This window comes from Plantibacter sp. PA-3-X8 (assembly GCF_003856975.1).
GTDB lineage: Bacteria > Actinomycetota > Actinomycetes > Actinomycetales > Microbacteriaceae > Plantibacter > Plantibacter auratus.
In genome coordinates, this window is record NZ_CP033107.1 from 2716174 (window position 1) to 2735585 (window position 19412).

Annotated in this window: 18 protein-coding genes and 3 tRNA genes; 9 read left to right on the forward strand and 12 right to left on the reverse strand. The window is 68.3% G+C overall.

The genetic code is table 11. The features are described from left to right. The first annotated feature begins 34 nt into the window (after positions 1 to 34). Both EAO79_RS12865 and EAO79_RS12870 read left to right on the forward strand, forming a co-directional pair. Positions 35 to 883, forward strand: a complete 849-nt coding sequence (locus tag EAO79_RS12865; protein WP_079705766.1) for an ATP-binding cassette domain-containing protein — start codon at positions 35 to 37, stop codon at positions 881 to 883. Positions 884 to 977: 94 nt separating this feature from the next. Next, a tRNA-Asn gene (locus EAO79_RS12870) sits at positions 978 to 1050 on the forward strand. Between the two features lie 199 nt (positions 1051 to 1249). On the opposite strand, the gene def is transcribed toward EAO79_RS12870, so the two are convergent. Continuing rightward, positions 1250 to 1816 carry a peptide deformylase gene (gene def, locus EAO79_RS12875; RefSeq protein WP_079705767.1) on the reverse strand — a complete coding sequence of 189 codons (567 nt, stop codon included), beginning with the start codon at positions 1814 to 1816 and terminating at the stop codon, positions 1250 to 1252. 70 nt (positions 1817 to 1886) lie between these two features. On the opposite strand from def, the gene EAO79_RS12880 reads away from it, so the two are divergent. The 3 genes from EAO79_RS12880 (at position 1887) to EAO79_RS12890 (ending at position 4386) form a co-directional block, all read left to right on the forward strand. Further along, the gene (locus tag EAO79_RS12880; RefSeq protein WP_241160875.1) at positions 1887 to 2867 is read left to right on the forward strand and encodes a DMT family transporter; all 981 of its coding nucleotides are present in this window, start codon (positions 1887 to 1889) and stop codon (positions 2865 to 2867) included. A 123-nt stretch (positions 2868 to 2990) separates the two neighbouring features. After that, the gene (locus EAO79_RS12885) at positions 2991 to 4271 is read left to right on the forward strand and encodes a glycosyltransferase (protein WP_371413643.1); all 1281 of its coding nucleotides are present in this window, start codon (positions 2991 to 2993) and stop codon (positions 4269 to 4271) included. 40 nt (positions 4272 to 4311) lie between these two features. Further along, a tRNA-Ile gene (locus EAO79_RS12890) sits at positions 4312 to 4386 on the forward strand. A 141-nt stretch (positions 4387 to 4527) separates the two neighbouring features. On the opposite strand, the gene EAO79_RS12895 is transcribed toward EAO79_RS12890, so the two are convergent. Then, positions 4528 to 5496: an ROK family protein gene (locus EAO79_RS12895; RefSeq protein WP_371413644.1), complete on the reverse strand. Its 969-nt coding sequence runs from the start codon at positions 5494 to 5496 to the stop codon at positions 4528 to 4530. A 150-nt stretch (positions 5497 to 5646) separates the two neighbouring features. On the opposite strand from EAO79_RS12895, the gene EAO79_RS12900 reads away from it, so the two are divergent. Further along, positions 5647 to 6150: a DUF3145 domain-containing protein gene (locus tag EAO79_RS12900; protein ID WP_064293650.1), complete on the forward strand. Its 504-nt coding sequence runs from the start codon at positions 5647 to 5649 to the stop codon at positions 6148 to 6150. Positions 6151 to 6349: 199 nt separating this feature from the next. On the opposite strand, the gene EAO79_RS12905 is transcribed toward EAO79_RS12900, so the two are convergent. The 6 genes from EAO79_RS12905 to aceE all read right to left on the reverse strand — a co-directional run bounded on the left by EAO79_RS12905 (position 6350) and on the right by aceE (position 14084). Then, positions 6350 to 7588 carry a beta-ketoacyl synthase gene (locus tag EAO79_RS12905; RefSeq protein ID WP_124769221.1) on the reverse strand — a complete coding sequence of 413 codons (1239 nt, stop codon included), beginning with the start codon at positions 7586 to 7588 and terminating at the stop codon, positions 6350 to 6352. 139 nt (positions 7589 to 7727) lie between these two features. Continuing rightward, entirely contained in the window at positions 7728 to 7976 is a 249-nt protein-coding gene (locus EAO79_RS12910; RefSeq protein WP_056006457.1) for an acyl carrier protein, read from the reverse strand. Between the two features lie 59 nt (positions 7977 to 8035). Beyond that, entirely contained in the window at positions 8036 to 9040 is a 1005-nt protein-coding gene (locus EAO79_RS12915; RefSeq protein WP_079705772.1) for a beta-ketoacyl-ACP synthase III, read from the reverse strand. A 20-nt stretch (positions 9041 to 9060) separates the two neighbouring features. Further along, positions 9061 to 9984, reverse strand: a complete 924-nt coding sequence (locus EAO79_RS12920; protein WP_124769222.1) for an ACP S-malonyltransferase — start codon at positions 9982 to 9984, stop codon at positions 9061 to 9063. A 112-nt stretch (positions 9985 to 10096) separates the two neighbouring features. After that, the gene (locus tag EAO79_RS12925; RefSeq protein WP_206428234.1) at positions 10097 to 11341 is read right to left on the reverse strand and encodes a CdaR family transcriptional regulator; all 1245 of its coding nucleotides are present in this window, start codon (positions 11339 to 11341) and stop codon (positions 10097 to 10099) included. A 16-nt stretch (positions 11342 to 11357) separates the two neighbouring features. Further along, positions 11358 to 14084, reverse strand: a complete 2727-nt coding sequence (aceE, locus tag EAO79_RS12930; RefSeq protein ID WP_085510736.1) for a pyruvate dehydrogenase (acetyl-transferring), homodimeric type — start codon at positions 14082 to 14084, stop codon at positions 11358 to 11360. A gap of 241 nt (positions 14085 to 14325) precedes the next feature. Here aceE and EAO79_RS12935 point away from each other — a divergent pair, with 241 nt between their 5' ends. After that, complete coding sequence (locus EAO79_RS12935; protein ID WP_064293656.1) at positions 14326 to 14796, forward strand: peroxiredoxin; 471 nt, start codon at positions 14326 to 14328, stop codon at positions 14794 to 14796. A gap of 39 nt (positions 14797 to 14835) precedes the next feature. On the opposite strand, the gene EAO79_RS12940 is transcribed toward EAO79_RS12935, so the two are convergent. After that, the gene (locus EAO79_RS12940; protein WP_124769224.1) at positions 14836 to 15360 is read right to left on the reverse strand and encodes a dihydrofolate reductase; all 525 of its coding nucleotides are present in this window, start codon (positions 15358 to 15360) and stop codon (positions 14836 to 14838) included. After that, positions 15357 to 16166 carry a thymidylate synthase gene (locus EAO79_RS12945; RefSeq protein WP_124769225.1) on the reverse strand — a complete coding sequence of 270 codons (810 nt, stop codon included), beginning with the start codon at positions 16164 to 16166 and terminating at the stop codon, positions 15357 to 15359. The genes EAO79_RS12940 and EAO79_RS12945 overlap by 4 nt, the downstream gene beginning before the upstream one ends. A 154-nt stretch (positions 16167 to 16320) precedes the next feature. On the opposite strand from EAO79_RS12945, the gene EAO79_RS12950 reads away from it, so the two are divergent. Then, positions 16321 to 16393: transfer RNA gene (locus EAO79_RS12950), tRNA-Val, on the forward strand. 70 nt (positions 16394 to 16463) lie between these two features. Here EAO79_RS12950 and EAO79_RS12955 read toward each other — a convergent pair. Together EAO79_RS12955 and EAO79_RS12960 are read right to left on the reverse strand one after the other, a co-directional pair. Continuing rightward, positions 16464 to 17450, reverse strand: a complete 987-nt coding sequence (locus EAO79_RS12955; protein ID WP_124769226.1) for an aldo/keto reductase — start codon at positions 17448 to 17450, stop codon at positions 16464 to 16466. A gap of 78 nt (positions 17451 to 17528) precedes the next feature. Further along, positions 17529 to 18404 (reverse strand): aldo/keto reductase, encoded by an 876-nt coding sequence (locus EAO79_RS12960; protein ID WP_124769227.1) that lies wholly within the window; start codon positions 18402 to 18404, stop codon positions 17529 to 17531. Between the two features lie 86 nt (positions 18405 to 18490). On the opposite strand from EAO79_RS12960, the gene EAO79_RS12965 reads away from it, so the two are divergent. Continuing rightward, positions 18491 to 19366, forward strand: coding sequence for a helix-turn-helix transcriptional regulator (locus EAO79_RS12965; RefSeq protein WP_124769228.1), 876 nt, complete (start codon positions 18491 to 18493; stop codon positions 19364 to 19366). Positions 19367 to 19412 lie beyond the last annotated feature (46 nt).

Sequence of the window (19412 nt, forward strand, 5' to 3'; positions counted from 1 at the left end):
CGGTGGCTCCCCGTGCACCGGAAGGAGAGGTCTCATGAAGCACCCAGAGCAGGACGGACCGGCGGTCCGGGCGAGTGATCTGAGCGTCGACTACGCCGCGCACGGCGTGAGTCCGAGCAATCGAGCGTTGGACGGCATCAGCTTCGAGCTGCCCGTCGGTGGCTCGCTCGGGGTCATCGGCAGCTCGGGCTCGGGGAAGAGCACGCTCCTGCGGGTGTTGTCCGGACGCCACCTGACCGGAGCGGACTCCCGTCCGTTCGTGTCCGGCGGCGACGCGAGCACGCTCGGTCGCTCCATGCGCAAGGTGGGTCGCAAAGAACTCACGAAGCTCACGTTCGAGGTGTCGCTGCTCGAGCAGGAGGCCGGTGCGCACCTGAAGCCCGAACTCACCGTCACGGAGCTCATCTCCGAACCCGTGCTCGCGCGCGACAAGAAGTTCAGCGAGCAGGCGCTCGGCGTCCGGGTCGCCACACTGTTGGACGCCGTGCAGATGCCCCTCTCCAGCCTCGACAAGTACCCCTATGAACTGAGCGGCGGTCAGCGACAGCGCATCGCCATCGCGCGTGCTCTCGTCCTCGGCCCGAAGGTGTTCATCGCCGACGAACCGACGGCCGGCATCGACATCACGGTCCGGCACACGGTGACCGAGTTGCTCGACGGGTTCCGACGCGACGGCGGCACGGTCATCGTCGTGACACACGACCTCGCGATGCTCCGCGAGGTGACCGACGACGTCCTGGCGCTCCACCAGTCACGGGTCGTGGGCTACGGCCCGATCGACGCGATGCTCGCCGATCCGCCGCACGAGTTCCTCGCGGCGCTCGCCCAGTCGGGAGGCACGGAGACCCAGTACGAGACGCCCGAGGCCGTCGGCATCGATTGATCGCGTGTCGATTTGGAGTCTGCGAATCCTTTGCTACAGTAGATACGCGCTGCAACGCAGAGGCCGGATTCGTCCGGCCGGTCGAAGCACGTATTCCTCGATAGCTCAATTGGCAGAGCAATCGACTGTTAATCGATAGGTTGTTGGTTCGAGTCCAACTCGAGGAGCTGCACAGAATCCCTCGGTCCATACGGACCGGGGGATTCGTCGTTTGAGGCCGGTTTCACGAAACCGGCAGGGACGCCGTAGACTAGGCAACGAGGCCCGAAGACTCCACTCTTCGGGCCTCGTTGCATGTCCGGACACCCTGCGCCTGTCGAGGTGATGCCGTGTCGATCGTGCCGGCGTCGTGTCCGTCGAGGTGGTTCAGCCCTCGAGGTCGTCGCGACCCGGGAGCCAGGAGATCCCGGGCACGCCCCAGCCCGCCTTGCGGATCGCCTTCGCCGCTCGGCGCGAGTGCGGCAGTTCGAGGCGGTCCACGTAGAGCACGCCGTTGAGGTGGTCGAACTCGTGCTGCAGGATGCGTGCGCGCCAGCCGACGACCCGCAGCTCGACCGGGGCGCCCTCGAGGTCGGTCCCGATGAGCATGGCCGCTTCCGCTCGACGGAGCGGGTGCCGCTCGCCTGGGACGGAGAGGCAGCCCTCCGACTCATCCTCCTCGTCGAGCTCGCCCACCGGCGGGGGACTGATCCACAGCACCGGGTTGATCGCGACGCCGCGCCATGGCTGGCCGTCGTCGTCCTCGTAGCTGTAGACGAAGAGGCGGAGCGGCACGCCGACCTGCGGAGCCGCGAGCCCGACGCCGGGAGCCAGATCCATGGTCTCGTACATGTCGGCGACGAGTCGTCGGAGGTCGTCGTCCACGGTGGCGACCGGCCGGGCGACGGAGTGGAGCACCGGGTCACCGGTCACGTGGATCTCGAGAATTGCCATTGCTCGAGCCTATCCGCTGGGCTCGGCCTGGCGCGCAGGGATCGGCGGGGCGGCGGGGTAGCCTCGACGGGTGATCCCCTCCGCCATCGACATCGCCGACCTCGCGGACGACTTCACCCGCAACCCCTCGCAGCTGCTCGGCATCCCGTTCGCACTCCTCGGCGCCGTCTTCCTCTCGCTCGGCGCGCAGCTGCAGCACCGGGGTGTGGCGAAGGTCGAGTCGTCGAGCGGCACCGACGCGACCTCGGGGCTCAACGTCGCCCAGCTGCTGGCCTTGCTCAGTCGGCCCTCCTGGGTGACCGGAACCGTCATGCTCGGGCTCGCGATCGTGCTCCAGCTCGGCAGCCTGTCCCTCGCACCGATCACCCTCGTCCAGCCGTTGGGCGCGGTCGCGCTCGTCATCACGGCGGTGGTGAACAGCAGGATCAGCGGCGTCCGGTTGAACCGTCGATCGGTCGTCGCGATCGTCGCCTGCGTCGGCGGCGTCGGCCTGTTCGTGACGATCGCCGCGGTCTTCACGGGCGAGCACCGGATCACCGAGGCCGAACTCGTCACGATCCTGGTGATGCTCGGTGTCGTGCTCGTCGTGTTCGGGCTCGGCTTCATGGTGTTCCGGTCACGCTTCACGGCCATCTTCTACATCGTCGGGACCGGGGTGCTTTACGGCTTCGTCGCGACGCTCGCCAAGGTCATCATCGGACGGCTGCAGCAGGGCGAGTTCGACTGGCTCACGGTCCTCTGCGGGCTCGGCCTCGTCGCCGCGAGTGCGCTCGGCGGCTACTTCGTGCAGACCGCCTACTCCTCGGGGCCTCCCGACCTGGTCATCGCGGGCCTCACCGTCATCGATCCGATGATCGCGGTCGGCATCGGCATCATCGTGCTGGGGGAGGCGAGCAACGCCCCGTTCTGGGCGGGCTTCGGCTTCGTCGTGGCCGGCGCGATCGCCGTGTGGGGTGTCTTTCAGCTCGCCCGCCATCACCCGCAGGTGAGCCAGACGCCGGCGGCCGCGGCAGCCGCGAAGGCCCTCGCGACCGGCGACGCGCCCGCCTGAGCCCTGGAGCCCGAACGGGCTGCAGGTATGCTTGAGCATGGCGTTCCGCGCCGCATCAGGGTCGTGAGCGACCGCCCGCACCCCCTCACATCACTGGCCAAGCACAGAGGAATCACCGATACCTTGACTTCTCCCGACGACCAGCACCTCGCGAAGGCGTCCAGCACGACGCCGAGCGCCGACACCCACAAGCCGCTGCGGGTGGTGATCGGTGCCGACACCTTCTCGCCCGACGTGAACGGCGCCGCACGCTTCGCCGAACGGCTCGCGGCCGGACTCGTCCGCCGAGGCCACGACGTCCACATCGTGGCGCCCGCCGGCTCGCGCAAGTTCGGCACGTGGAAGGAGACCCACGAGGGTCAGACGATGACGGCGCACCGCCTCTTCAGCCTCCGGTGGTACCCGCACGACTGGCTGCGCTTCGCGATGCCGTGGTCGATGCGACGGAACGCCCGGAAGATCCTCGACCGCGTGAAGCCCGACGTCGTGCATCTGCAGTCGCACATCGTGGTGGGCCGTGGTCTCTCGATCGAGGCCGAGCGACGCGGCATCCGCATGGTGGCGACGAACCACATCATGCCCGACAACATCCTCGACTTCACCGTCATCCCCAAGCGCACCCAGGAGTGGCTCGTCCGGACGCAGTGGGCTGCCGCCCGTCGCGTCTTCGATCGTGCCTTCGCCGTGACGACCCCGACGCGCAAGGCCGCCGACTTCCTGGAGCAGTTCACGGGCCTGACCGGTGTGCACGCGATCTCCTGCGGGATCGAGGCCGGACAGTACACGCCGTCGTTCGAACCGCGGAAGCGCAACACCATCCTGTTCGTGGGTCGCATCACGAGCGAGAAGCAGATCGACGTGCTCCTGCGCGCGCTCACGAAACTCCCGAAGGAACTCGACGCCCACGTCGACGTCATCGGTGGCGGCGACCAGGCGAAGAACCTCGAGCAGCTGACCCAGCAGCTCGGCATCGGCGACCGCGTCCGATTCCTCGGCAAGGTGTCCGACGATGAGGTGAAGCAGGCCTACACGAACGCCACCGTCTTCGCGATGCCGTCCATCGCGGAGCTGCAGAGCATCGCGACGATGGAGGCCATGGCCTCCGGTCTCCCGGTGGTCGCGGCCGACGCCATGGCGCTGCCCCACCTCGTGCACGATCAGGTCAACGGATACCTGTTCGAGCCGGGCAACGTCGACGCCCTGGCCGAGCGGCTCGCGACGGTACTCAGCGCCTCGCCCGAGGAGTACCGCCGGATGCAGGACGCCTCGTTGGAGCTCGTCTCCGCACACGACATCGAGCGCACGCTCGACACCTTCGAAGCGCTCTACCGCGGCGAGCAGGTCGTCGACCCGACGACCGAGCGTCACACGGCGACCGCAGACCGCCAGGAATCCCGCGACTGACTCCCGCCCGGCGGGCCACTCGGTACACTGGGTTCCGCACGGGGCGGTAGCCAAGCTGGTGAAGGCATTCGGCTCATAACCGAACGATGCGTGGGTTCAAGTCCCACCCGCCCTACCGAGATCCGGCCCATGAGCCTTGCTTCCGGTCCCGGAGCTTGTCGAAGGGCGCCCTTCGACAGGCTCAGGGACCGGGACGGGGCGGCTCAGGGACCGGGATGGGGTGGGGCTCAGGGGTGCCGGGTTGCTCAGGGACCGGTCAGTCCGCGAGGACGAGTGCGGCAGCACCGATGAGCGGGCCGTCGGCGTCGAGGCCGGCCGGGACCACGCGCAGCTCACGGGCGTAGGCGTGCAGTGCAGCCGCGGTCGCAGCCTTCTGGACGAGGTCGAGGTAGTCGGGGGAGACCCGCGAGAAGCCGCCTCCGATCGCGACGCGTTCCAGGTCGAGCAGGGTCGTGATGCTGCAGAGGGCTTCGCCGACGGCCTCGGCGGAACGTCGGACGGCGCGGATCGCGATCTCCGTTCCGGCTGCGTAGTCGGCCCCGAGCTGTTCGCCCGTCGTGCCGGTCCATCCTTGCGTGCGGGCCCAGGCGACCGTCGCGGTTCCCGACGCGATGCCCTCCAAGGTCCAGGGTGTGCCGACGGCATCCGGTTCGCGTCGGCGGAGCTGCATCTGTCCGAGGTGGCCGGCGTTGCCCGAGGTGCCCGGGACGAGTCGGGATCCGAGAATGATCCCGCCACCGATCCCAGTCGAGACGACGATGCCCATGCTGTTCTCGGTTCCGCGGAGCGCGCCCTGCCAGTGTTCGGCCAGGGCGATGCAGGTGCCGTCGAGACGGAGTTCCACCGGACCAGACGTGAAGCGCCGGAGCTCCGCCACGACGGGGAAGTCGGCGAGTCGGGGGAGGTTGATCGGCGAGACGGTGCCGTCGGCCCTGCCGATGGGGCCCGCCGAACCGATCCCGACACCGGACACCGGCCCGCCATGGGCCGCGACGCTCCGTTCGGCGGTCTGGAGGATCGACGCCACGAGCTCCTCGCGGGTGGCCGCGGCGCCCGTCGAACCGCGGAACCGGGTGCCGGGCAGGATCCGTCCCTCAGCGTCGACGACGGCCGCTTCGACCTTCGTGCCGCCGATGTCGATCGCGAGGGCCTCGTGCATCACCGCTCCATCCTGGAGGGCCGTCAGTCCGGGCCGGCTCCCGATCCAGCGTACTGGGAACGACACGGTTGTCATTCCTCCAGGTCATGGGGCATAATGCTCGTATCGGCGCGAGTCGAACAACTGCATACACGGAGGTCCGGTCAGCCGGACACCGACATGGATAACACTGCATGGGTCGTTGGGGAAGACGCACCCGGACGCAGTGGAGGAATCATGTCGACACCGATGACGAAGGGTGTGCTGTTCGTGCACTCGTCGCCTCGCGCGCTCTGCCCGCACCTCGAATGGGCGGCAGGTCGCGCTCTTGGTCGTGCCATCAGTTTCGACTGGGAAGACCAGCCGATCCTCCGCGGTGCGCAGCGTGCCGAGGTCTTCTGGGAAGGCCCGCACGGCACCGGAGCCGCACTCGCCTCAGCCCTGCGCGGCTGGGAGCACCTCCGCTACGAGGTGAGCGAAGACCCGGCCCAGGGTGTCGACGGTGCCCGGTGGATGCACACGCCCGACCTCGGGATCTTCTACGCGCAGACCGACAGCATCGGCAACGTCGTCGTCCCGGAGGATCGCATCCGGTACGCCATGGAGGTCGGCGCCGGGAACGCCGCCGAACTCCAGCGCGAACTCCGCGTCGCGCTCGGACAGCCGTGGGACGACGAACTCGAGCCGTTCCGTCACGCCGGCGACGGGTCCTCTGTCATCTGGCTGCACAACGTGGGCTGATCCGGCCCCGCCGGCGTGGCGGCACCGCGCACGCGAGACAACTTCACAGACGACAGGGTGCCCACGTGGCGTGGACCGTGCGAGGTCGGTGACACTCCCGGCAGACACGAGGTGACGAAACGGCGGCACCCTGGTCAGTAGACGACGACGGGTCGTGGTGCATGCACCACGACCCGTCATCGTCTCCGTCGCGGACGGCTCAGTAGCTCCGGAACGCGACGACCGCGTTGTGGCCGCCGAACCCGAACGAGTTGCTGATGGCGAGCAGGTCGCCGGACCCGAGCTGCCGCGGCGTCGTGACGACGTCGAGCGGGATCTCCGGGTCCTGGTTGTCGAGGTTGATGGTCGGCGGGATGACCCGGTGGTGCAGGGCGAGCGCTGTGTAGGCCGCCTCGATGGCACCCGCGCCGCCGAGGAGGTGACCGGTCGACGCCTTCGTGGCCGTCACGGCGATGTCGTCGAGGTGGGCACCGAAGACCCGACGCAGCGCGTTGTACTCCGCGATGTCGCCCACGGGCGTGCTTGTGGCGTGTGCGTTGACGTGCACGACGTCGTCGAGTGACGCGCCACCGTTCTCGACGGCCGCACGCATGGCGCGGGCCGCAGCTGAACCCTCGGGGTCGGGAGCGGTGATGTGGTACGCGTCGCTCGTCACCGCACCACCGAGGAGCTCGGCGTAGATGCGGGCGCCACGGGCCTTGGCGTGCTCCTCGGTCTCGACGATGAGCGCTGCCGCGCCCTCTCCGAGGACGAATCCGTCGCGGTCGACGTCGTAGGGACGCGAGGCGATGGCGGGGTCGTCGTTGCGCTTGGACAACGCCTGCATCGCCGCGAAGGACGCGAGCGGGAGCGGGTGGATGGCGGCTTCGGAGCCACCGGCCACGACGATGTCGGCGAGGCCGGCCTGGAGGTGGTCGTAGGCGTTGGCGAGCGACTCGGTGCTTGACGCACAAGCGGAGACGACGGTGCGCTCTCCGCCTCGGGCACCGAGGTCCATGCCGATCGCCGCTGCCGGGCCGTTCGGCATGAGCATCGGGACGGTCATGGGGAGGACGCGGCGGGGGCCCTTCTCGCGCAGGGTGTCCCAAGCGTCGAGGAGCGTCCACACGCCGCCGATGCCGGTGGCCCAGTCGACGAGGAGTCGCTCCGGGTCGACCTCGGGGGCGCCGGCGTCCTGCCAGGCCTCGCGCGCGGCGATCAGGGCGAACTGGCTCGACGGGTCGAGGCGCTTGACCTCACGACGGTCGAGGATGTCCGCGGTGGGGACGGCGGCCTGCGCGGCGAAGCGTACGGGCAGCTCGAGCTCTTCGGCCCATGGCTGCTCGAGACGGCTCGCACCGCTCTTGCCGGCGAGGAGGTTGTCCCAGGAGTCGGTGGCGTTGCCGCCGAGGGGAGTGGTGGCACCGATGCCGGTGATGACGATGCGTTTGGTGGTCATTCAGTCAAACCTTCTGTGGAGACGACGAGGGGGTCCGAGCCCTGCGGCGGTCGAGCCCGTGTCCGGACGGACGAGCCGCCTCGAACGCTGAAGGGCCGGTCGGCCAACTGCCGGCCGACCCTTCAGCACTGCGCTGGGACTAGCCCTGAGCCTTGACGATGAAGTCGACGGCGTCGCCGACGGTCTTCAGGTTCTTGACTTCTTCGTCCGGGATCTTCACGTCGAACTTCTCCTCCGCGTTGACGACGATGGTCATCATGGAGATCGAGTCGATGTCGAGGTCGTCGGTGAACGACTTGTCCAGCTCGACGGTGTCGGTCGCGATGCCGGTCTCGTCGTTGATCAGCTCGGCCAGGCCGGCGAGGACTTCTTCGGTGGACAGTGCCATTGTTCTACTCCTTGGGTGAGGTTTGACCGTAGTCGAGTGTAGTCGCGTCGGGCGTCCTGCTACGGCAGGACGACGACCTGAGCGCCGAAGACCAGTCCGGCACCGAACCCGATCTGCAGGGCGAGGCCGCCGCTGAGCTCGGGGTGCCCCTGGAGGAGCCGGTGGGTTGCGAGCGGGATGGATGCCGCAGAGGTGTTGCCGGTGGTCTCGATGTCGCGCGCGATGACGACGGTCTCCGGCAGCTTGAGCTGCTTGGCGAACTCGTCGACGATGCGCATGTTCGCCTGGTGGGGGATGAAGGCCGCGAGGTCGGAGGCTTCGACGCCCGCTTCCTCCAGGGCCTGCTTGGCGACCTTGGCCATCTCCCAGACCGCCCACCGGAAGACCGTCTGGCCCTCCTGGCGCAGGGTCGGCCAGGCGGCGGTGCCGTCGCGGAACTCGGTGAGCGTGCCGCTCATGCCGACGGCGTCGGCCTTCGAGCCGTCGGATCCCCACACGGTGGGGGAGATGCCGGGGAAGTCGCTCGGACCGACGACGGCCGCGCCTGCACCGTCGCCGAGGAGGAATGAGATCGACCGGTCGGTCGGATCGACGATGTCGGACAGCTTCTCGGCGCCGATGACGAGTGCGTAGTGGGCCGCGCCCGATCGGATGAGGGCATCGGCCTGGGCGATCGCGTAGGCGTATCCGGCACATGCGGCGTTGAGGTCGTAGGCGGCAGCGGGGTTCGCTCCGACGCGGTCGGCCACGACGGCCGCCATCGACGGGGACTGCTGGACGTTGCTGATCGTCGCGATGAGGACGAGGTCGACCTGTTCGGGCGAGATGCCCGCGGCCGCGATGGCCTCGGCGCCGGCTTCGGCTGCGAGGTCGACGGCGCTGACGTCGGCCGACGCCCGCGTGCGGGTGACGATTCCGGTGCGCTGCTGGATCCACTCGTCGGACGAGTTGATCGGACCGACGAGGTCGTCGTTCGGGACGCTGAGGTCTCCGCGAGCTGCGCCGAGGCCGAGGATGCGGGTGAACTCGGGACCGCGCGACTGCTTGAGGGTGGGGGTGGTCATTGACTGGTTCTCCGTCTGCGCTACTGCTGGGCGATGAGGTCGAGGGCTGCCGGCAGGTCGTCGGGGGTCTTGATGGCGACCGTCGGCACGCCCTTCAGGCCGCGACGTGCGAGTCCGGTGAGCGCCCCGGCGGGGGCGAGCTCGATGAGTCCGGTGATCCCTGCGGCGCTGAACGCGTCCATGCACAGGTCCCAGCGTACCGGGGAGGCGACCTGACCGATGAGGAGGTCGAAGAACGCCGTACCCGAGGTGACCTCGGTGCCGTCGTGGTTCGTCCAGATGCGGAGCGTCGGGTCCAGGGGCTCGACCGTGCGGCTCGCCCCGGCCAGCCAGTCGCGGGCCGACTGCATGTAGCTCGTGTGGAAGGCGCCTGCGACCTGCAACGGGATCACCCGCGTGCCCTTGAGCGGCTCGTCGGCGAGGCGGGCGAGGGCGTCATGCGCACCGGCGACGACGATCTGGCCGCCGCCGTTGTGGTTGGCGGGCTCCAGCCCGAAGGAACGGACGTGCGCGACGACGGCGTCCTGGTCGCCACCGAGGACGGCGCTCATGCCCGTCGGGGTGGTGGCTGCGGCTTCGGCCATGGCCACGGCGCGTTCGCTCACGAAGCTCATCGCGTCGCTGTCCGAGAGGATGCCGGCGCCGTAGGCCGCAGTGATCTCGCCGACGGAGTGTCCGGCGATGCCGCCGAACGGCGCGGCGTCGGCGGGGAGGGCCTTCCGCAGGGCGTCCAAGGCGACGATGCCGGCCGCGACGATGAGCGGCTGGGCCACCGCGGTGTCGCGGATGGTGTCGGCGTCGGAGACGGTGCCGTGCTTGACGAGGTCGAGTCCTGCTTCGTCGGAGAAGCGCGCGAGCGCGTCCTTCGCGGACGCGTCTTGCAACCAGGGGTCGAGGAAGCCGGGGGTTTGGGAGCCCTGTCCAGGGCAGGCGATGACGATCACCGCTCTAGTCTGCCAACCGGAGGACGCCCAGCAGTGGAGCAACACCACGAACCTTCGGGAAATGTGTTGTGTGGAGTCCACAAAACCGACCGGTCGGACGGCCTTGCGAGCGTCAGGAGGTCAGCCGACGTCGGGACGGCTCGGGCTCAGCGATGGCACCGAGGATGAGGGCCGCTTGCAGGATGAGCGACTCGCGGGCACCGGTCGCGTCCCAGCCGATGACCTCGGAGACCCGCTTGAGGCGGTACCGGACCGTGTTGGGGTGCACGAACAGCTCGCGCGCGGTCGCTTCGAGCGAGCGGCCGTTGTCGAGGTAACACCAGAGCGTGGTCACGAGCTCGCCGGAGTAGTCCTTGAGCGGGCGGTAGACCCGCTCGATGAGCGTGGTCTTCGCCAGGTTGTCGCCGGCGAGGGCGCGTTCCGGAAGGAGGTCGTCCGCGGCGACCGGACGTGGTGCGTGTCGCCAGGACTTCGCCACGGCGAAGCCGGCCAGTGCGGCCTTCGCGCTGCGCGACGCCTCGATGAGGGAGGGCACGGCGTGACCGAGCACCAGGTGCCCCGGCCCGAAGCCGTGCTCGAGCTTGGCGGCGATGTCGAGGAAGGTGAGTTGTGAGCTGGTGCGGGCGTCCGCGGCGGCCTGTTCGGCCTCGTCGACGGGTTCGCCGTCTCCGGGCTCGGTGCTGGGTAGCTCGGCGCGACCCAGGACGAGCACGAGCCGGTTGCCCTGGACGCCGATGAGCACGTCGGCGTCGAGGTGTCGGGCGGTCCGGCGGAGCATGTCGACATCGAGCACCCGTGGGGTCGTCCCGACCAGGACGCAGGCCTCACCGTGCCCGTGCCACCCGAGGGCGGCGATCCGGCTGGGGAGCTCGTCGTCGGCCTCGCCACTGAGGATCGAGTCGACGACGAGGGCCTCGAGGCGGGCGTCCCAGAGTCCGCGCGCTTCGGCCGCACGGGCGTACACGTCGGCCGAGGCGAACGCGATGTCGCGTGAGTAAAGGAGGATCGCCTCGCGGAGGTCGACGCTTCCGGACGCGACGCGTTCCTCGACGACCTCGACGGTGACCCTGATGAGTTGCAGCGTCTGCTGCAGGCTGACGGAACGGAGCAGCTCGCGAGGAGCCGCCCCGAACACGTCGGCAGCGATCCACGGCGTCGACCGGGGATCGTCGAACCACGAGATGAACGAACTGATGCCCGCCTGGGCCACCAGGCCGACCGCTGAGCGGCGGCCTGGTGGCATCTCGGCGTACCAGGGAAGGGTGTCCTCGAGGCGTTTGAGCGTCGCGGTCGCGAGCTCACCCGAGATCCGGCGGAGCCAGTCGAGTGTCTCGGCCTTCGTCTTCGTCTTCGTCACCGTGGTAGCGATGGAATCAGCTCTCGCCACCCGCGTTACCGGTGTTGCCGGCGTTCACGTCGTGGAGGCGGTAGCGGTCGATCGCCTGCTGCGGGAGGCTCGCATCGACCTCACCCCGAGCAGCGAGCTGCTGGAGGGTGCGGACGACGAGCGACGGGCCGTCGATCTTGAAGAAGCGACGGGCAGCGGCGCGCGTGTCGGAGAAGCCGAAGTCGTCGGCACCCAGCGTCGCGAAGTCGCCAGGCACGAACTGACGGATCTGGTCCGGCACGGCGTGCATGTGGTCGGTCACGGCGACGAACGGACCTGCGGCACCGCTCAGCTTCTCCGTGACGTAGGGCACACGACGCTCCTCCTGCGGGTGGAGGAAGTTGTGCTGGTCGGCGGCGAGCCCGTCGCGACGGAGCTCGGTCCAGCTCGTGACGCTCCAGACGTCTGCGGAGACGCCCCAGTCGTCGGCGAGCAGCTGCTGCGCTTCGATCGCCCACGGGACCGCGACACCGGAGGCCATCAGCTGAGCCTTCGGGCCCTGCTTGTCGCTCGTGCTGATGCGGTGGATACCGCGCACGATGCCGTCGACGTCCACGCCCTCGGGCTCGACGGGCATGACCATCGGCTCGTTGTACACCGTGAGGTAGTACATGACGTTCGGGTCCTCGTGCTCGCCGCCGTACATGCGCTGGATACCGCTGCGCACGATGTGCGCGATCTCGTAGCCGTAGGCCGGGTCGTAGCTGACGACCGCGGGGTTCGACGACGAGAGCAGCAGCGAGTGGCCGTCCGCGTGCTGGAGACCCTCACCCGTGAGCGTCGTGCGACCGGCGGTCGCGCCGATCATGAAGCCACGGGTCATCTGGTCGCCGGCAGCCCAGATGGCGTCGGCGGTGCGCTGGAAGCCGAACATCGAGTAGAAGACGTAGACCGGGATGAGCGGCTCGCCCTGCACCGAGTACGAGGTTCCGATCGCGGAGAAGGCCGCGACGGCGCCCGCCTCGTTGATGCCCACGTGCACGATCTGACCCTGCGGGCTCTCCTTGTAGGCGAGCAGCAGTTCGCGGTCCACCGAGGTGTAGTGCTGACCGTTCGGGTTGTAGATCTTCGCGCTCGGGAAGAACGCGTCCATACCGAAGGTGCGTGCCTCGTCGGGGATGATCGGGACGATCCGGTTGCCGAAGTCCTTGGCGCGGAGGAGGTCCTTCAGCAGTCGGACGAACGCCATGGTGGTGGCGATCTCCTGCGTGCCGGAGCCCTTCTTCGCTGCCGCGTACGCGGAGTCGTCGGGCAGGTTCAGCTGCGTGTACTTGCTGCGACGCTCGGGGACGTAGCCGCCGAGCGCGCGGCGACGCTCGTGCAGGTACTGGATCGCCTCGTCGTCCTCGCCCGGGTGGTAGTACGGCGGGAGGTAGGGGTTCTCTTCGAGCTGCGAGTCGGTGATCGGGATGCGCATCGTGTCCCTGAAGGTCTTCAGGTTGTCGAGCGTCATCTTCTTCATCTGGTGGGTAGCGTTGCGGCCCTCGAAGCTCGGGCCGAGGCCGTAGCCCTTGATGGTGTGCGCGAGGATGACCGTCGGCTGGCCCTTGTGCTCGCTGGCCGCCTTGAACGCCGCGTAGACCTTGCGGTAGTCGTGGCCGCCGCGCTTGAGGTTCCAGACCTCGTCGTCGGTGTAGCCCTCGACGAGCTTCAGGGCACGCTCGTCGCGGCCGAAGAAGTTCTCGCGGACGTAGGCGCCGTCCTCCGTCTTGTACGTCTGGAAGTCGCCGTCGGGCGTGACGTTCATGAGGTTGAGGAGCGCGCCGTCGGTGTCGCGGTTGAGGAGGTCGTCCCACTCGCGGCCCCAGATGACCTTGATGACGTTCCAGCCGGCGCCGCGGAAGAAGCTCTCGAGCTCCTGGATGATCTTGCCGTTCCCGCGGACGGGGCCGTCGAGGCGCTGCAGGTTGCAGTTGATCACGAAGTTGAGGTTGTCGAGGCCCTCGTTCGCGGCGACCTGGAGCTGACCGCGGCTCTCGACCTCGTCCATCTCGCCGTCGCCGAGGAACGCCCAGACCTGCTGGTCGCTGGCGTCCTTGATGCCACGGTTCGTGACGTACTTGGCGAGGTGCGCCTGGTAGATCGCGTTGATCGGACCGAGACCCATGGAGACCGTCGGGAACTGCCAGAAGTCCGGCATGAGGCGCGGGTGCGGGTACGAGGAGAGCCCGTGCGGCGCGTGCGACTTCTCCTGACGGAAGCCGTCGAGCTGGTCGGTGCTGAGGCGTCCCTCGAGGAAGGCGCGGGCGTAGGTGCCGGGGGAGGCGTGGCCCTGGATGTAGATCTGGTCGCCACCGCCCGGGGCGTCCTGGCCGCGGAAGAAGTGGTTGAAGCCGACCTCGTAGAGCGCGGCCGACGACGCGTAGGTGGAGATGTGTCCGCCGACACCGATGCCGGGGCGCTGCGCGCGGTGCACGGTCATGGCCGCGTTCCAGCGGATCCAGGCGCGGTAGCGGCGTTCGATGTCCTCGTCGCCCGGGAAGTCGGGCTCGTTCTCCGAGGCGATGGTGTTGATGTAGTCGGTGGTGGGCACCATCGGCACGCCGAGGTGCAGCTCCTTCGAGCGCTTCAGGAGGCTCAGCATGATGTCGCGGCCGCGACCGCGGCCACGTTCGTCGACGAGGGCGTCGAGGGACTCATTCCACTCGGACGTCTCCTCAGGATCGGCGTCTACGTGGTTGGACGAGTATGGATCCTGGTCGTGAACAGTCACCGTCGACCTTTCTCTCGTGGCAGATCGTGCCTGGGTTGTGATGGTGAACTCCATGCGTCCTGATGGGTATGGACGCGGGCGCCACCTTTCACCCTATCCGGTCACCCCAGGGAACGGTGACCGAGCGGCGCACCCCTCCGGGTTTGTGCAGCTGCGGTGCGGGGTTAGGATGTGTGACCGGATCGGACCCGTCCACCGCTCGGGCGATCCGGAGCAGGCGAACCCGCCTGAAAGGACCCTCATGGCACTCGAGAACGACACCCTGGCACCCGACTTCGAACTGGCGAACCAGTTCGGTGAACTCGTCAGGTTGAGTCAGTTCCGCGGCAGTTCGGCTGTCGCCCTCGTCTTCTTCCCGTTGGCGTTCTCCGGCACCTGCACGGGGGAGCTGTGCGAGTTGCGCGACAACCTCAGCCTGTTCACGGACGACCAGGTCACGCTCGTCGGCATCTCCGTCGACTCGAAGCACACGCTGCGCGCGTGGGCGGAGCAGGAGCAGTACGGCTTCCAGCTGCTCGCCGACTTCTGGCCGCACGGCCAGGTCGCCAAGGAGTACGGGGTGTTCCTGCAGGAGAAGGGGTTCGCGAACCGTGCGACCTTCCTCATCGACCAGCAGGGCATCATCCGTGAGAGCTTCATCACGGCACCGGGCGAAGCCCGCTCGCTCGCGGCCTACCGCGCCGCGCTCGAAGAGCTGCGTCAGCCGGCCTGAGTCGGGGCTCGCTCTGGTCGATCCGGATCGCCGGGCGTCTCAGCCGGTGATCGTGACCTCGGGTGCGCGCTCGTAGCGGATGAACCGGTAGGGGACACCCGTGCGGGATTCCGACCAGCCGTGCGCCGGATCGATCGTGACCGGCACCCACTCCTCGCCGATGGTCGGTGCGAAGGTGTCGCCCGCGACGTCGAGGTCGAGTTCGGTCACCTCGAGCCGGTCGGCAAGCGCGAGCGCTTCGGTGAAGAGACCCGCGCCGCCGGTGACCCAGGCCTGGCCGTTGCCGACGAGCTGTGCCGCTTCGAATGCATCCTCCAGGGAGTGCGCGACGATCGCGCCGTCGGCGGACCACGCGTGATCGCGGGTGACGACGATGTTCGGGCGTCCTGGGAGCGGACGGAACCGCGGGGGGAGTGAATCCCAGGTTCGGCGACCCATGATCACCGCGTCCGACCCGGTGAGCGCCTTGAAATGCGCGAGGTCTTCGGGGACGTGCCAGGGCATGTCGCCGTCTGCGCCGATGACGCCGTCGTGGGCCTGGGCCCAGATGAGTGCCAGGCTCATACGGCGACGGCCGCGCGGATGGCGGGGTGGTGCTGGTAGTCGACGATCTCGAGGTCGTCGTACTCCACGTCGAAGATGCTGTCGCGCTTCGTATTGATGCGCAGCTTCGGGTAGGGGAACGGTGCGCGCGTGAGCTGCTCCGTCACCTGCTCGACGTGGTTGTCGTAGATGTGGCAGTCGCCGCCCGTCCACACGAAGTCGCCGACCTCGAGGCCGACCTGCTCGGCGACGAGGTGGGTGAGGAGCGCGTAACTGGCGATGTTGAACGGAACGCCGAGGAAGAGGTCTGCGCTGCGCTGGTAGAGCTGGCAGGAGAGCTTGCCGTCGGCGACGTAGAACTGGAAGAAGGCGTGGCACGGGGCGAGCGCCATGTTGGGGATGTCGGCGACGTTCCAGGCGGAGACGATGATGCGGCGCGAGTTCGGATCGGTGCGCAGCTGGTCGATGACCTGCGAGATCTGGTCGATGTGCGAGCCGTCGGGGGTCGGCCAGGACCGCCACTGCACGCCGTACACGGGACCGAGTTCGCCCTGGTCGTCGGCCCATTCGTCCCAGATGGAGACGCCGTGCTCCTGCAGCCAGCGGACGTTGCCGTCGCCGCGGAGGAACCAGAGGAGTTCGTAGGCGATGGACTTCCAGTGCACCCGCTTGGTGGTGATGAGCGGGAAGCCCTCGGAGAGGTCGAAACGGAGCTGGCGGCCGAACACACTGCGCGTGCCGGTTCCGGTGCGGTCGCCTTTGGTGGCGCCATGCTCGAGCGTGTCGCGCAGGAGGTCTTCGTACGGGGTGGGGATCGTCGTATCCATCCCCTCGATCGTACGGCCAGCGACCGTCACCGCGCCCGACCGATCGTCCGGTGTCGCGACGGATGCGCGCGGACCAGGGTTGTGGAGCGTTCCGGCTCCGACGGGGACTCCGGCTAGACTCGACGAGTCGCATCGGATGGTTCCATCCGATCGCGGGCCTTTAGCTCAGCTGGTAGAGCGCCACGTTTACACCGTGGATGTCGTCGGTTCGATCCCGGCAGGGCCCACCGAAGGAAGCTCCCCGAGATCATGCGCATCTCGGGTCACCTTTCGGCCGATTCGGATGTCGCCTTCCCGTCAGAACCCGCCGGCGGCACGGACGGTGTAGTGCTCGGTGAGTGCGGTGACTTCTTCTGGGGTGAGGTCGATGTCGACGGCTGCCGCGGCGTCATCGAGGTGGCGGGGCTTGGTCGCTCCGATGATGGGGGCTGCGACGACGGGGTTGCTGAGCACCCACGCCATCGCGATCTGCGCCATGGGGACACCGCGGCTCTCCGCGACGCGTTGCACGGCGTCGATCACGGGGCGGTCCCGTTCGGAGTCAGCGAAGAAGCTGTTACCGACCGGGTCGTCGGAGGAGCGCTGCGTCTGCTCGCCGGCAGGGCGGGCGACGCGGCCCTTGGCGAGGGGGCTGTAGGGGATGCTGCCGACGCCTTGGTCTGCGAGCAAACCGAACATCTCGCGCTCTTCCTCTCGGTAGAGGAGCGAGTACTGGTCCTGCATGGACACGAACCGGGTCCAGCCGTGCATGTCCGCAGCATGCTGCATCGTCGCGAACTGCCACGCCCACATCGCTGACGCGCCGAGGTAGCGCGCCTTGCCGGCCTTGACGACGTCGTGGAGGGCCTCCATCGTCTCTTCGATCGGGGTCTCGGGGTCGAAGCGATGGATCTGGTAAAGGTCCACGTAGTCGGCGCCGAGGCGGGTCAGGGACGCGTCGATCTGCTGCATGATCGCCTTCCGCGACAGCCCGGCGACCTGCAGGCCGGGGCCGGTGCCGGGGGTGTCGGAGAAGTGGGCCTTGGTGGCGAGGACGATCTCGTCGCGGTTCGTGAACTGCCGGAGCGCTTCGCCGACGATACGTTCGGAATCGCCGTAGGAGTAGACGTTCGCGGTGTCCCAGAACGTGATGCCGAGGTCGAGTGCCTGCCGGAAGTACGGCAGGGCATCGTCCTTCGGGAGGGACCATGGCAGGTGGCCGCTGGCGGGGTCACCGAAGCTCATACAGCCGAGCGCGATGCGGCTAACTTTCAGGCCTGAGTTGCCGAGACGGGTGTGTTTCATGAGGTGTCCTCTCATCGGAGACGGTTGTGCGTGGGTGCCCGGGATGGGTGCTTGCGATGTCCAGCGGCCGAGCGTGGGTCAGGCCTCCGGGATCTCGCGGCCGAAGGCCCCGAGGGTGACTGCTTCGGGCTCGGGGCCGCCGCGGACGCCGGTCTCGAGGGCGTCGATCTGCGCGAGCTCGTCATCGGTGAGGGCGAAGTCGAACACGTCGAGGTTCTCCGCGATGCGCTCGGGCTTGGTGGACTTCGGGATGACCTGGCGGCCCTGCTGGATGTGCCAGCGGAGCATCACCTGAGCGGCCGACTTGCCGTACCGCTCACCGATGCCGAGGATGACGGGTTCGTCGAAGCTCGGTCGCGCAGCGTCGCGGTAGGACGTGATGCCGCCGATCGGTGACCACGCCTGGGTGAGGATGCCGTGCTCAGTACCGAACGCCTGGACCTCGCGCTGCTGGAAGTGCGGGTGGACCTCGATCTGGTTGACCGCGGGCACGACGCTCGTCGCGTCGAGGAGGCGGGTCAGGTGATCGACCATGAAGTTGCTCACGCCGATCGCCCGGACCTTGCCGTCGGCGAGGAGCTGTTCGAGGGCCCGGTACGCACCGATGGTCTGCTCGAACTCGCTCGGGAGAGCCTGGTGGAGGATGAGCAGGTCGAGCTGTTCGACACCCAACTTGCCGGCGCTCTTGGTGAAGGAGTGCAACGTCTCGTCGTAGCCGTAGTCGCTGATCCAGATCTTCGTCTCGATGAAGACCTCGGAACGGTCGAGGCCGGATGAGGCGATCGCGTCACCGACCCCGCGCTCGTTCGCGTAGGCGGCCGCGGTGTCGATGTGGCGGTAGCCGGCTTGCAGGGCGGCGGTGACCGCGGCGGTGGTCTCATCCGGCGGGGTCTGGAAGACGCCGAGCCCGAGAGCGGGGATGACGACGCCGTTGTTCAGAGTGAAAGTGTCCATACTTCGACGCTACGAGCACGGCCCAGCGGGGTGGGAGTTAAGGACGGTACCTCCCACGAGCGATCGCGGCGACGTACCGTTACAGGGTGGACATCACAGCGCAGGTGCAGCAGTTCCTGACCAGTCGACGTGCGAAACTCACGCCGCACGACGCTGGGCTCCCGGACCTGGGCGGCCAGCGGCGCGTCGCGGGGCTTCGCCGCGAGGAGGTCGCGATGCTCTCCGGTGTCAGCGTCGACTACTACGTCCGGCTCGAACGCGGCAACCTCGCCGGCGTCTCCGAGAGCGTCCTCGAAGCGCTGTCACGCGCCCTGCAACTCGACGAGGCCGAGCACGCCCACCTGCTCGATCTTGCTCACGCCGCGAACGCCTCCCCGGTCGCACGCCGACGAACACCCGCGAACCGGGTCCGCCCGACGATCCAACGACTCCTCGACAGCATGGGTGCCCCCGCCGTCATCAGGAACGGACGATCCGACATGCTCGCCACCAACACGCTCGGACGGGCACTGTACGCACCGATGTTCATCGACCCGGCAGGGACGCCGAACTCCGCGCGGTTCACGTTCCTCGACCCTCGCTCGAAGGACTTCTACCCCGACTGGGACCGCCTTGCTTCCGACCTCGTCGCCTCACTTCGCGGTGAAGCCGGCCGACGGCCCTATGACAAACGGCTCACCGATCTGATCGGCGAACTGTCCACCCGGAGCGAAGACTTCCGGGTCCGCTGGGCCGCGCACGACGTCCACGCCCACCGCGCCGGTAAGAAACGCATCCACCACCCCGTCATCGGCGGCATCGAACTCACCTTCGAAGCCATGGACCTCACCGCCGACGATGGCCTCTCACTCGTCGCTTACGGCGCGGAACCGGACTCATCCTCGGAACAGGCGCTCGCACTGCTCGCGAGCTGGGCGGCCACCCAAACGAACTCCAGACGTACTGATGCGAGGACAACCTGACGACATGCGTGGACGGATCCGGGTCGCTGGCACGGACCGGGCCCGA